Origin of the sequence: Guptibacillus hwajinpoensis (assembly GCF_001039475.1) — a bacterium.
Classification (GTDB): domain Bacteria; phylum Bacillota; class Bacilli; order Bacillales; family Guptibacillaceae; genus Guptibacillus; species Guptibacillus hwajinpoensis.
This window is the reverse complement of record NZ_LELK01000004.1, coordinates 653381-667058: the sequence shown is the minus strand read 5'-3', so window position 1 is coordinate 667058 and position 13678 is coordinate 653381. Positions and strand designations below refer to the sequence as shown.

Sequence of the window (13678 nt, the reverse complement as noted above, 5' to 3'; positions counted from 1 at the left end):
ATCCGAATATTTACACTTCTTACTTCTACTCTTACTTCTACGCAAGATGCAACCAATCCTTTTTTGTCCATATTCTTTCATCACAACAAAAAAAGAAAGCCCGAATAAGGACCTTCCTTTATAAATGCTATTTGGTATGATTGTGCTTATTAGTAAACGAGTTCGTCAACTTTTTACTCCAAACGAGTAGAAGACGTATGACTAGATACACTAGGAACAGGACAATAAACCCTTGAATTCCAATGACTGCATCGGCGAATTCCATATTACCTCTACCTGTAATCTTCTGCTGAATTTCGATTGCAAATACGACCACTAAGAGTACCGTTATTGAATAGATAAATGAAATGGCTGTAATACTCCATTTTGCGAGAACGCGAAACAGTAGTTGAACAACAATGAATCCACCCATTCCGAGTAAGCCGATAACCCAGAAATGCAGTTGCTTATCGGTTACGTTGAACCCAAGCCCATACATAATCGTGATGACGATGTCATGAAGTTCATTGACGATGGCAACGATAAACTTAATAATTTCTCCCATTCTCCACGTTCCTTTTCTTTTGACTATCTCTATTTTAGAGTGGTAACAAGATTGTAGCAATAGCAAGATTTAACAAAAAGCCTATGTTACTGGACAGTGTTGATTTTTGGCTCATTTACGCCCTTTGGTGACCAATCGCTTCGAGCAAATTCATTTGCTCAGACGATTGGTCACCAAAGGGCGACCTTTCAGCAGAGCTGAAAGGCGAGTGAAACTGATGTTTCACTCGAATGAGCCAAAAATCGAGAAATCAACAGTATGCGCTAACATAGTCAACAAAAAAAGAAGCGCATATCGCTTCTCACGTTTTATTTCTTCATCACTTGCTCATTCATATAATCTTCATTGTTTACAGGAATGTTTGTCATATCAACTCCACAATACGGACAAATCCACTCTCCTTGATAGTTGCTGCTATAAGAAGGCTTTTTACATTTTTCACACGTTTTCTCTACCATACTCCCACTCCATTCGGTGGCATTCTTCTTCACTTGTAACTAATAGAATGCAATTCCTAAGTCAACAAACATATTTTACCAGACTGAAGGATTAATTCAAGTACTAATATTCTGAATTAATGAGTAAAACGTACTAGTCAGTGTGACGTACGAACCATTTTATCTTTATAAAGGGTTATGTGAATATAAGGCTCTTTTCTGAAAGATTGTTTCTTTTGAAATAATTATGGAATAAAGAACCACATATAGATGATTGGAGCGGAAGGATGCTCGACTCCTGCGGGACTAGCGGGACAGGTGAGACCCCGCAGGAGCGTAAGCGACGAGGAGGCTCACCGCCCGCCCCGCGGAAAGCGAGCATCCTGGAGCGGAAATCAACCACTACCACTACTCTAACTATCACTACGAAAACAGTCTAAAAGAAAAAAGCAGGGATTACCTGCTTTTTTATCTCATCTCGTATTCAGTGAGTTTCCTACAAACCGATTTTGGACTTCAGGTCGTCCAATCGAAATGTAATGAATGGGGTGCCTTCTCACTTCGTCTAATGAATAACAGTTCCTTCCATCAATCACGATAGGTGATGTCATAAGAGTTGTGTATGTTATGAGATCGATTGACTTAATGACCTCCCATTCTGTAATGATCAGAGCAACATCTGCTCCGCGTAAAGTTTCTTCAATCGTTTCTTTGAATTGAACTTCTTCTGGTAGAAACGATCTGGCATTGGGAATTGCAATAGGGTCATAACCTACTACATCAGCACCCTGGTTCACAAGTTCTTGTGCAATTGGAATGGAAGCAGCTTCTCGCATATCGTCTGTGTTTGGTTTAAATGAAAGACCAAGTAGCGAAATTCGCTTACCACTTAGATCACCTACCGCCTCTCTAGCTCTTTCAACTAATTTCATTCGTTGCGAATTGTTTACTTCTATCACTGATTTAAGGAGCTTAAAGTCATGCTCGTTATTTCCTGCGATTTGAACCAATGCATTCGTATCTTTAGGGAAACACGAACCTCCATAGCCGATTCCCGCATTTAGAAATTTGTCCCCAATTCGGTTATCTTTTCCCATTCCCAAAGCAACATCTTCAACATTTGCACCTACTTTTTCACAGATGGCAGAAATTTCGTTAATAAAGCTAATTTTGGTCGCAAGAAAAGCATTGGAAGCATATTTAATCATTTCAGCACTTTTCAGATCTGTGTGATAGATAGGGAGACCAAATGAAGCATTAATATCGTCTAGAATTTCTCTCCCTTGGTTGTTTTCGGTACCAATCACGATGCGGTCTCCGTTGAACGTATCATAAACCGCAGAACCTTCTCTCAAAAATTCCGGATTCGAAACAATCGTAACCTTAATCTCCTCAGGTGCTGCTTCTTCAATGAGTGTTTTAATCCAATGATTTGTTCCTACTGGCACAGTACTTTTGGTGACCACAATTGTGTCTTTCGTGAGCGAGCGTGCAATAACTTGTGAAGCTTGTTCAATATACTGCAAATCTGACGTTCCATCTGGAAGTTGTGGTGTACCAACCGCGATATAAATGACATCTGCTGAAGAGAAATGAAGCTCGGTTGTAAAAGACAGGTGTCCTGATTGAATATTCTTCTCCATCAGATGTTCCAATTCCGGTTCATAAATAGGAGATATTCCACTTGCCATCATCGCTACTTTCGCTTCATCAATATCAATACAGGTGATGTGATGTCCTATTTCAGCCAAACTAACTCCAGTCACAAGTCCTACATAACCGGTTCCGATTACAGAAATGCGCATCGAAAATCTCCCTTCGTTTTCATCTATTCCTATTATAAAAAGTTTCTACCTAGTAAAGAGCACATTCACTATTTTCAAACAATACTTTAACATTTCTCTAAACATCCACTACCTATTATGCACAAATTTCGATATGATTGTGACTAAACTGATTTAGAATTAGGAAAGAAAGTGTGTTGATCACCATTACGATGATTAAGAATTGGAAATGGTCCATCCTCTCAGTTATGATGATGGGAATTCTCTTTATTTCATCCCATACACCTTATCAACAGCAGGATATGAAACCATTTTTTAAAGATTACGTTACTCTATCTCAAGAAGACTTACCGCAGGTTGAGTTTACGTATGACGGTTCGCTCGTTACACCTTCAGAACCGTATCAGTACGTAGAGTTTTTTATTAGAAAAGCGGCGCATGTCGTATCATTTGGTCTTCTTACGCTTCTCTGTGTGATGGGCTTTAAGGAAAGAGGACGACATCCATCCTTACTGCTAGGATCTCTTTCGGGATTTGGATATGCATTGTTTGATGAATTTCATCAAAGCTTAGTGAAAGGGAGAACGGGGCATTTGATAGATGTGTTTATTCCAGACACATTAGGGATTCTTCTAGCAGCACTTCTTTATATGATTTTTAATCGATTCCATTTAAAAAAGTCCCGCTAAGCGGGACTTTAGTTAAACGTATTGATTTAATCTTTAAGCTGTCCTTCGTTTTCAGTATCCTTCCCCATTCCCTTAAGAAACGTAATGAGGATTGTTAGAGAACGATTCACTTCAGGATCTTTTAAAGTTCGTAGCAAATCTAAGTATCCTGTTTTCTTAGTATCTTCTCCGTGCTCTGCAACATTTTCAATTCCAGAGTTAATTTTTAATAGTAGAGGCTCAAGCTCCTTAACATTAATGTTTCCCATGGTTCCAACTAACAGAAGCATATTCTTTAAGGCTGCTGTATTTTCAGGTTGGTTCAACAAATCAACAAGTACTTTTAGAACTCGATCTCCTTCTCCAAACAAACCGTTAAGGAGAGATAGAATACCCCTCTCCTTCATCCCACCAACAACTTGAAGCGTCTCAAGAAGTGCATCTTTATTTTCAAGCAAAGCATCTTCGATTTCGCGTAAGTCATTCGCCCGTTTTTCCTCTTCAGTAACTTCGATCCGTCTAATCTGCTTAATGGCTTTTGCCATATGAGTTTGCCTCCTTGGTTACCATATCTCCAGGGAAAATATAGTCTTTTCGTGCCCATTTCCGCTCAACCATCACGCCTTTTTGTGGCTGCGGATTACCGTAACGATGATTAACCTTAGGAAGTGGAGAAGTTCCTCGATCTTTCAAGATCTCCATCTTTGCTTTTACTTCTTTATAAACTGGTGTATCTGTATCTTTATCCGCTCGACTACTCGTTAATAAATTGACCGCTGCATCGTCTGTATCATTGAGGGGAATGTAGACTTCTTTTCCTTGAACACGATCCGTTACGAGACACTTGATTTTCACAGCACCATAAGGCGAAGTTAGCCTTACAAGTGTTCCATCAGTAAGGCCCCGCTCATCAGCTAGTTCTGGTGATACCTCGACAAATGTACTCGGCGTCTTTGATTTAATTCCTTTATTCTTATATGTCATATTGCCTTCATGAAAATGCTCGAGCAGTCGACCATTGTTAATGTGAAGATCGTATTCGTCGTCATACTGAAGCGGCTGTGTCCATTCAACAGGAAAGAGTCGCGCTTTGCCATCAGGGAACGGGAACTCATCTTCAAATAGAAGTGGAGAATCTGTCCCATCGGCTGCTACCGGCCACTGTTGACTGTTATACCCTTCAAGACGATCATAAGAGACGCCTGCAAACATATCGGCAAGCTGAACGGCTTCTGCCATGATCTCACTAGGATGAGAATAATCCCAACCTGCTCCCATTTCATTCGCAATCTCCATAATAATCTGCCAGTCTGGCTTCGAATCGCCAAGCGGTTCAAGAGCTTGATAGAGGCGCTGGAAACGGCGTTCTGTATTCGTAAACGTTCCTTCTTTCTCAAGACTTGGGCTCGCTGGAAGAACAACATCTGCGAATTCAGCCGTCTTAGTGAGGAATAGATCCTGCACGACAAAGAAGTCTAGTTTCTCAAACGCTTTATGCACATGGTTCATATTGGAGTCAACAATCCCCATGTCTTCCCCTTTTAAGTACATCGCTTTCAGCTTGCCTTCATGAATATGCTCAACCATTTCATGATTATTTAAACCAGGCTCTTGTGGTAATGGCGTACCCCAGGCTTTTTCATACTTGTCACGAACCTTCTCATCCATTACATTCTCATACCCAGGCATTTTATCTGGCATACTGCCGAAGTCACTTGCTCCTTGAACATTGTTATGTCCACGAAGCGGGTATGCACCTGTACCAGGTTTACCGTAGTTTCCTGTTACAAGAAGCAAATTCGAAATCGCGGTACTCGTATCTGCACCACCGCTATGCTGTGTAACACCCATTGCCCAGAGCGCAACTGTTGTTTTTGCTTCATGAATCATTTCAGCGATGCGAATTAACTCCGCTTCATCGATTCCAGTTACTTCTGATGCATAGCTCATGGTGTACTGATCAAGACTTGCAATATAATCATCAAGACCATTTACACGATACTTCAAGAAAGCTTCATCAGCCCAGCCTTGATCGATGATGTACTTTGTAACAGCTGAAAGCCAGATAAGATCTGTTCCAGAAGATGGACGGATAAATAGATCAGATCGTTCTGCCATTTCATGCTTTCTCAAATCAGATACAATGAGCTTTTGACCGTGAAGTTTATGGGAGCTTTTCACTCGTGTTGATAGAACAGGGTGAGATTCAGACGTATTTGAACCGATGACAATAACAAGTTCAGACATTTCGATATCTTTAATCGATCCAGCGTCACCACCATGACCAACTGTTCTAAACAAACCTACCGTTGCAGGAGTCTGACAATAACGTGAGCAGTTATCAATATTGTTTGTACCAATAATGCTTCTACCAAGCTTCTGCATTAAATAAGATTCCTCATTTGTACATTTGGAAGAGCTAATGAAAGAAAGCGCATTTGCACCATGATCTTCTTTAACTTCTGTGAACTTGCTACTAATTAGCTTAAGCGCTTCATCCCATTCCGCTTCTCTAAACGTATCGCCTTCTCGAATTAATGGTTTTGTTAGGCGTTCTTCACTGTTTACGTAATCCCAACCAAATTTACCTTTCACACACGTTGAGATCCCATTTGCTGGCGCTTCCACTTGCGGCTCTACTTTAAGAATATCTCTTCCTTTTGTCCATACATCGAAACTACATCCTACGCCACAATACGTACAAACGGTTTTTGTTTTCTTAATTTCATTTTCTCTCATAGCAGATTCCATATCTGAAATAGCAAGAATAGAATCATATCCAGTTTCTACGTTTTTCGTCAGTTCAATCATCGGACGAAGGGTATCCTGTTGAATTCCTGTTAGAAACCCTGTTTCACCCTCCATGCCTTTCTCCATCATTGCGTTACATGGACATACGGTTGAACAGTGTCCACAAGAAACGCACGATGATTCATTAATATCAACGTCATTGTCCCAAATGACGCGTGGACGCTCTCGTTCCCAATCAATTGTTAGTGTCTCCGTTACCTGCACGTCCTGACAAGCTTCTACACATCGACCGCATAGAATACACTGATCAGGATCATAGCGATACCAGGGGTTAGAGTTATCAACGGATTCTGGCTTTGCTTCAAATGGGATACTTTGATGATTCTTTTTCATCTCTTTGACTGTGTTATGTACTTCACACGTTCCATTATTGTAATCACAGACTGTACAATAAAGTTCGTGATTGTAAAGAATGCGATCCATCGCAATGTCTTGCGCTTGCTTCACATGAGAAGCTGTCGAGTTAATGTTGTCACCGTTCGAAAGGGTAGTTGAGCAACCTCTCACGATCTCTCCATTAACTTCCACCATACACGTATCACACGTTTCAATCGCACCAAGACTAGGGTGATAACAAACACTTGGTAAATCTAAATTTTGTTCATTTAACGCTTGCAATACACTTTGTTCCTTAGACACTGCTACACTTTTACCATTAATCACGACCTGAATTGATCCCTGCAAATCACATCACCCTTTTTTGTATAAGCTATTTTTGTAACCATTGATAGAATTATAATAGTAGTTGATTTCTGCTCCAGTCAGCTAAGTATCGTTTTTTCAGAAAACCGCTTTCAAAAAAAGCTCTTTTCGTAGACATTGTTGCTATAGCGGAAATTAGCGAAGTGTGGTTTTTTATACAAAAATCGTTTCAAAAACAACATTCTTTTAGAAAAAACCTTTTGAAAAGAGCCTTCGTAATTTGATGCACTATTCTATCCCTTTCCCTACTTCAGGAATATTTAGACAATCCATTTCGAAAAAATTCATAATTTTGCACATTTAAGATAATAGCTATCCAAAATTAAAAAAGCACAGCTCATATCGAGCTGTGCTTCAATTGATTTTTTAAGTGATGGAGGAAAGAGTCTTTCATAGGTAAATCAACTTTTCCCGTTACGCCATCAACCATATAGACTTCTCTTCTATTCCCTTTAATATAACCTACCCAATAGGGCAAATAGAGCTGTGATGGATTTTCCAAAGAAATGCTAATCTGCTTTCTCTTTTTTTCTTTTCCAAACGCTTCCCAATATAGCGCATGTTTTGCCTTTTCTGGATTTGGAGGACAATGAGCAAAAATTTCTCCAGGAACTTCTCCTTCTTGAAGAGGATAATCAACTGGTAGAATAGCAGCTTGCTCAGAGATCGATTCAATCGCTATTCTCCCATTAATTTCTTCTTTTAATGAGGTAGTTTCCAGATGATACTCATACATCCAAAAAGGGAGATAGACGAGTTCACTCGATTCAATCTTTTTTTTATTCTCAACGATGCGCAGCAGAAAACTCGAAGTATATTGCTTCATAGCTTTCAATGCTTTCTGCCGATTAATTGTAGGTTCGATATAATAAGTCATCTTCTTGATAACCCCTCTCTAGATCAACCCTATTAGATAAAGGACAATCATAACAACAACGAAATACCCAATTAAATATAGCGGCCATCTTGATGTACGACGTTCTTCTTCAATTTCTTCATCACTTAGAGACGTTGCAGCTTCCGAACGTGCTTTTAATACTTCTTGTATGTCGTCATCTAGGTCGAACAGTGTTAGCCCTGCTAGCTTCTCGGCTTTAGGTTTTTCACCAATAAAGCTAACAACATATCCAACTCCTACTGAAATAATCGCTCCGACGAAATTATTGTATAACCATGATACTTCCGCAAACTGTGTGACGCCCCAAACGGACAGCATCCCGGCTATAATACCAGTCACAGCACCTACTCCATTTGTACGTTTTGTAAATATAGCAAGGATAAACACGCCCAAAAGTGCACCATAGAAATAAGAGCCGATCTTATTTACTGCTTCAATAACCGGGCCAAGATTAGCGGCAAAGAAAGCGAAAATTGTTGCGTAAATTCCCCAAAAAATCGTTGCCCAACGAGAAGCTTTTAGATAATGCTCATCCGATGCGTTCTTCTTCACAAATTGACCATAGAAATCACGAATTGACACGGCTGACAATGAATTAAGAGCTGAGTCTAAGCTAGACATAGCAGCTGCGAAAACTCCTGCAATGATCAGACCCGATATTCCTGCCGGTAACTGATTCACAACGAATAGTGGAAATAGCTCATTCAAGTTATCAATATTTGGATCACCAAACGTTTGGTAGAATGCAAACAAAAGAATACCGATAAAAAGGAAAAGTAGCATTTGCGGAATTAAAAGAACGCCGCTTAGAACGAGTGAAAGCTTACTTTCGCGTATTGACTTACTTGTTAAAACACGCTGAATTTGACTTTGATCTGTTCCAAAGTAAGCTGCATGAAGGAAGAAACCGCCAATCACACCTGCCCAAACGCTGTATTCAACGGAAAGATCAAACGAGAAATTGAGTGATTGAAGCATACCAGCGTCTGAAGCGCTGGTAAGAATACTACTCATACCGCCCGGAACTTTCACTAGAATAACAACGATACTAATCGCAGCTCCTAACCATAAGACAAACATTTGAATGACGTCAGTCCAGATAACCGCACTGATCCCACCAAGCACCGTATAAGATACTGCGATCACAGCCATTAGAATAATCGTTAGCTTAATGTCCCATCCTGTTACAACTGATAATACTAATGCTGGTGCATAAAGAACAACACCTGTCGCTAGTCCTCGAGCTACTAGAAAGAGGGCAGCCGACAATGTTCGTGTCCCCGCTCCAAAACGTCTCTCCAAATACTCATAAGCCGTATAAACTTCTGCTCGATAGAAAAAGGGGACAATTGTTGCGATAAGAAAAGCCATTGCAAGAGGTACGTTAATAAACGTATTAATTCGCTCTAGCCCGCCTTCATACCCCCAACCAGGAGCACCTATAAAAGTAATCGCACTCGCTTGTGTCGCCATAACTGAAAGTCCAATAGCCCACCATGGGATGCTTCTGCCTCCAAGAAAATAGTCTTTTGTCGTGTTTTGCTTTTTACCAAAACGCGCTCCAAACCATGCAATCCCCAGAATATAAACTACAAGCACAATGTAATCAAGCATCGTAAATTGACTCATCTTTTATTCCCCCTTTTCTTCACTAATCCATTGGTATAGCGTCATAAAGCGTTTGCTGGCACGATATAATAAATCAGGTCCTCGTCTTATCGCTTCCTTCAATTCCATTGGTTCATCAATAATAGGTAGAACGGTCATAATGCCCTTCTCTTTATCTTCTAAAATCGTTGAAGTTCCAGCGAAAGCGATTGCAGGAACGTTAACAGATTTAGCTAGCTCAGAAATACCTGAAGGCACTTTCCCATATAACGTTTGGGAATCTAATTTTCCTTCGCCTGTAATCACCAAGTGACTCGACTTCATTTGTTCTTTAAGACAGCTATGCTCAGCTATTAAAGAGAATCCGCTCATAAAAATGGGATCTAAGAAAGCTAGTAAGCTAAAACCAAACCCGCCAGCTGCTCCGCTCCCCTCGCTATTCTCCAAATTCATACCGATTTTTTCACTCACTCTACTTGCATAATTGTTCATTCCAGCTTCAAATCTAGTAATATCACTAACACCTTTTTGTGGTCCGAACACAGAAATAGCGCCTTCCTCCCCAAGTAAAGGATTCGTTACGTCAGACGCTACGACAATTTCCACATCTTTTAGACGAGAATCTAATAAGGTCAGATCGATAGAAGAAATATGAGCCAGTTTAGCTCCAGTAGCTTTTATTCTCTCGCCGCTCTGATCGCGAAACTGAACGCCTAACGCTTCAAAACAGCCCGTTCCTGCGTCTACAGTTGCGCTCCCCCCCAAACCGAGTATGATTTTTCGTGCTTTCTTATCCAGAGCGTGTTTGATTAACTCTCCTGTTCCATAAGTAGACGCTTGATCTGGATCGAGTTCACTTTCTTTAAGCAGCGGAAGACCTGATGCAGAGGCTGTTTCAATAATCGCTGTAGATGTTGATTCCACCCAACTATATGTCGCTCTGATCGGGCGACCCAGGGGATCGCTGATGCCATCAACCGCGACCTCTTGTCCATTAAGAATAGTCGCTAGGGCTTCAACAGTCCCTTCTCCTCCATCAGCCATCGGAACGAGAATCGTCTCGGCATCAGGAAACACTTCCTTTATCCCACGATTAATCGCTTGAGCCGCGGTAAGACTGCTCATAGACCCTTTAAAAGAATCAGGAGCTATCACGATTCTCATGAACTCACCTCCAATGTTGAGTGCAACCAAATCACTTCATAAGGAGATAACGTTATATCTGAAGAGATTTTACGATCGGAAATAAGATCGTGAGCGGTACCCTTAACGTAAGAATCAAATGTTTCTTGTTGAACCGGAACGGTTTCGTCTGAAACATTGATTATTGCTACCACTCTGTCTCCCGTTTGCTCATTCGTTCGAACAACAGAGAATACGCGACGATCCATTTCCAAAACTTGTTGAGATGCATTTGGGTGAAACGCTTTAGTTGATTTGCGAATACTGATAAGTGCCTTAAGATCATTGAAAACTAGATTCCGCAAACTTCCTTCTGTTTGAAGCTCTTCTTCAAGACTTGATCTTGTTAGCTTCTCGCGATTAATGGAACGATAACGTCCTGTTTCTTTAACGCCTTCCAGATCGTTTTGAGACCCTAGTAAACTATGAACGTAAATGCCAGGAACACCCATCAATGAAAGAAGTACAGATTGAGCTGCAATAAAACGCTTTGCTTTCTTCTCAACCGATTCCCCGTTAGTTGAAATCGCATCCAAATAATTGATGTTCAATTCATACGGGCTCTTAGTACCGTCTCCATTATCTTTATAAGATACGTATCCACCATTGGTTTGTACTTTATCTGCCATTCTCTCCACTTCAGACGGTGTTAGGATCCCTTCTACTGGTCGAACTCCTATTCCATCATGAGAAGCAAGAAAGTTAAAATACGTCGTTGAATCTGTAGTCGGTTCAAGGGATTTTGCCCACTGCGTTAACTCCGATGCCTCTCCTGTTTGAAACGAATGAAGCGTTAATGGAGGTAAAGGGAATTGATAAACAAGGTGTGCTTCATTTGAACCGTTTCCAAAATAACTGATGTTATCTTTATGAGGAACGTTGGTCTCTGTAATAACGATCGTGCCTGGTGCCGCTTCCTCAAGCACTTCTCTCATAACCTGTACTAGCAAATGTGTTTCTTCCAGGTGAATTGATGTTGTGCCGAGCTTCTTCCACATAAAGCCTATCGCATCTAATCGTAAAAAACGTGCTCCTTTCTCAACATAAGTGAGAAGAATATCAAGTACTTCGAGAAGCACACGATCACTCTCATAATTTAAATCAATTTGATCTTCACTAAACGTTGTCCAAATGTGCTTTTCTCCATTACTCGTTTCAACTTTTGTTAAAAGAGGAAGCGCGCGAGGACGCGTCACTTTGCTATAGTCTGCCTTAGGATCCGCTTCAACGAAGTAATCCTGATACGCCTCGTTTCCTTTCAAATACTCTTTAAACCATTTGCTTTTACTTGAAATATGGTTAATAACCGCGTCAAACATTAAGTCTGATTGATGAGAAAGCGCTCGAATATCATCCCAGCTGCCAAGCTCTTCATTTATCGTTCTATAGTCCATTACAGAAAAGCCATCATCACTCGAATAAGGATAAAAAGGAAGAATATGCACCGCATTAATTTCATTTGTAAGGTGATCAGATAAAAATTCTCGAAGCGTTTTGAGAGGGGCCTCTCCCTCCTCTTTAATAGAATCACCATATGTGATCATCATAATATCTTTTTCATCCACCCATTTTTTCTCAGGCTCGATTTGCTTCTGCTTATATGTTTGAATTAACTCCATTACTTCTGATGTCACAGAAAGCGCTCGTTGTTCCCCGTAGAGCCGCTCTAATTTATTGACTAAGCTTTTCTTCACTGTCGTTTCCATATGTCCTGCCTCCCGGTTGTTATTCTACTATTAGTGTAGTAAAGCTTCCAAAAGCATTCTATGTTACACAAAACCAAAACAAACAATAATTTAATCTACTTTTTAGTACACATAACAAAAGACACCTTCTCAAAGGTGTCTACGCAGGGTTTGATTTATAAAAAGCAAGAGCCACTTGCAGAAGAACAGCATCCTCATAGTTTCGAGGGTCATATCCAGTCAATTCACTGATTTTCTTTAAGCGGTATTGGAGAGTGTTCTTATGAATAAATAACTCACTAGATGCTTTTTGGATGGAGCCGTTTGCTTTGTAAAATGTTTCAAGCGTTTGAATTAATTGATCTTTTTTCTCTACTCTTTCTAAAGGGAGAATACGCTCAACAAAATCTAGTCTCACTTCTGGTGAAAGATCATACAAGAAAGATTCAATACCTAGCTGATCATAGAAAAATAAATTACTCTGCTTTCTGGAATGGAGCAAGGCTTTCTCAGATTCTTGTACAGATTTTGAAATTTCTCTTGGCGTGTTATACATTCTTCCAATACCGGCCGCCATTGTAAAAGGATAAGTTGATTCAATTGCCTGTTGGATTTGTTCCAATCGAAATTGAATCTTACGTTTACGATTCGATTCAGGTACCTGATCGTTAACAGATAGTAAAAGTGTATATCGAGTACTTCCTGTTGGAATGATCACATGCTGACTATTAGGTGGGAACCTAGATTGAATTTCTTGAAGAATATCACGACGAAAACGTTGAATCTCAAGTTCTCCTTTAACATCAGCCTGATAGCTTGATAGTTTCTCATAAATTAGATCATTCATCCCAATCATATCAAGAATAACAGCCACTCTAGGGATATGAACATTGATACCAAGTATCCAGCCTCTTGAGGCAAATAATTTATCGTTTTCCCACTTACCATCAATCCATTCATCAATAAACGCTTCTTTTGCTCGATCTTCTAGCTCAAGCTGTTCATCCAGATACGCTTCCTTAACAAGGATTTCAGTCATTTTTTGAATAACCTCACCCATCTGTTTAATTTCTTCAGGAGCACCGGTTATGCCTATTACTCCAATAATTTGATCATGAAGAAAAACAGGAAGGTTTATTCCCTTTCTCGTTCCTTCTAACTCATCATCCTCTTCAATCACAAGGCTTTGATGCCGTTGCAAGACAGTATAGGCTCCTCCATGAAAATGTCCAATTCGATTAGGATCAGTGCTAGCAATAATTTTGCCTTCTCCATCCATGAAATTAATATTACGACTAATGATTTTTTCTGTTTCTTCCACGATCGATTGAGCAAGCGGAGGAGAAATAATCATCCATT

The 13678-nt window shown here is 40.1% G+C and carries 11 protein-coding genes; 1 reads left to right on the top strand and 10 read right to left on the bottom strand.

From position 1 onward, the window contains the following. Positions 1-127: 127 nt before the first annotated feature. The 3 genes from AB986_RS13520 to AB986_RS13515 form a co-directional block, all read right to left on the bottom strand. Positions 128-544, bottom strand: coding sequence for a hypothetical protein (locus AB986_RS13520; protein ID WP_048311646.1), 417 nt, complete (start codon positions 542-544; stop codon positions 128-130). 308 nt (positions 545-852) lie between these two features. Then, positions 853-1002, bottom strand: coding sequence for a hypothetical protein (locus AB986_RS22405; RefSeq protein WP_236690380.1), 150 nt, complete (start codon positions 1000-1002; stop codon positions 853-855). 452 nt (positions 1003-1454) lie between these two features. Further along, positions 1455-2786, bottom strand: a complete 1332-nt coding sequence (locus AB986_RS13515; protein WP_048311645.1) for a UDP-glucose dehydrogenase family protein — start codon at positions 2784-2786, stop codon at positions 1455-1457. Positions 2787-2959: 173 nt separating this feature from the next. Here AB986_RS13515 and AB986_RS13510 point away from each other — a divergent pair, with 173 nt between their 5' ends. Beyond that, positions 2960-3454, top strand: a complete 495-nt coding sequence (locus AB986_RS13510) for a VanZ family protein (protein ID WP_053216183.1) — start codon at positions 2960-2962, stop codon at positions 3452-3454. 26 nt (positions 3455-3480) lie between these two features. Here AB986_RS13510 and AB986_RS13505 read toward each other — a convergent pair whose 3' ends face one another. The 7 genes from AB986_RS13505 to AB986_RS13475 form a co-directional block, all read right to left on the bottom strand. Continuing rightward, positions 3481-3978 (bottom strand): helical membrane plugin domain-containing protein, encoded by a 498-nt coding sequence (locus AB986_RS13505; RefSeq protein ID WP_048311644.1) that lies wholly within the window; start codon positions 3976-3978, stop codon positions 3481-3483. After that, positions 3962-6928 (bottom strand): formate dehydrogenase subunit alpha, encoded by a 2967-nt coding sequence (fdhF, locus tag AB986_RS13500; RefSeq protein WP_048311643.1) that lies wholly within the window; start codon positions 6926-6928, stop codon positions 3962-3964. Before fdhF ends, AB986_RS13505 begins: the two co-directional genes overlap by 17 nt. 355 nt (positions 6929-7283) lie before the next feature. Continuing rightward, positions 7284-7823: a hypothetical protein gene (locus AB986_RS13495; protein ID WP_048311642.1), complete on the bottom strand. Its 540-nt coding sequence runs from the start codon at positions 7821-7823 to the stop codon at positions 7284-7286. An 18-nt stretch (positions 7824-7841) separates the two neighbouring features. After that, a complete protein-coding gene (locus AB986_RS13490; RefSeq protein WP_048311641.1) occupies positions 7842-9473 on the bottom strand; it encodes a sodium:solute symporter family protein in 1632 nt (543 codons plus the stop codon). 3 nt (positions 9474-9476) lie between these two features. Next, complete coding sequence (locus AB986_RS13485) at positions 9477-10616, bottom strand: glycerate kinase (RefSeq protein WP_048311640.1); 1140 nt, start codon at positions 10614-10616, stop codon at positions 9477-9479. Continuing rightward, positions 10613-12340, bottom strand: a complete 1728-nt coding sequence (locus tag AB986_RS13480) for a sugar phosphorylase (RefSeq protein ID WP_048311639.1) — start codon at positions 12338-12340, stop codon at positions 10613-10615. Before AB986_RS13480 ends, AB986_RS13485 begins: the two co-directional genes overlap by 4 nt. A gap of 139 nt (positions 12341-12479) precedes the next feature. After that, positions 12480-13673: a CdaR family transcriptional regulator gene (locus AB986_RS13475; protein ID WP_048311638.1), complete on the bottom strand. Its 1194-nt coding sequence runs from the start codon at positions 13671-13673 to the stop codon at positions 12480-12482. Positions 13674-13678 lie beyond the last annotated feature (5 nt).

Coding starts and splice junctions, on each gene's coding strand:
- AB986_RS13520 (WP_048311646.1), bottom strand. CDS start 544: ATGGGAGAAATTATTAAGTTTATCGTTGCCATCGTCAATGAACTTCAT.
- AB986_RS22405 (WP_236690380.1), bottom strand. CDS start 1,002: ATGGTAGAGAAAACGTGTGAAAAATGTAAAAAGCCTTCTTATAGCAGC.
- AB986_RS13515 (WP_048311645.1), bottom strand. CDS start 2,786: ATGCGCATTTCTGTAATCGGAACCGGTTATGTAGGACTTGTGACTGGA.
- AB986_RS13505 (WP_048311644.1), bottom strand. CDS start 3,978: ATGGCAAAAGCCATTAAGCAGATTAGACGGATCGAAGTTACTGAAGAG.
- AB986_RS13495 (WP_048311642.1), bottom strand. CDS start 7,823: ATGACTTATTATATCGAACCTACAATTAATCGGCAGAAAGCATTGAAA.
- AB986_RS13490 (WP_048311641.1), bottom strand. CDS start 9,473: ATGAGTCAATTTACGATGCTTGATTACATTGTGCTTGTAGTTTATATT.
- AB986_RS13485 (WP_048311640.1), bottom strand. CDS start 10,616: ATGAGAATCGTGATAGCTCCTGATTCTTTTAAAGGGTCTATGAGCAGT.
- AB986_RS13480 (WP_048311639.1), bottom strand. CDS start 12,340: ATGGAAACGACAGTGAAGAAAAGCTTAGTCAATAAATTAGAGCGGCTC.
- AB986_RS13475 (WP_048311638.1), bottom strand. CDS start 13,673: ATGATTATTTCTCCTCCGCTTGCTCAATCGATCGTGGAAGAAACAGAA.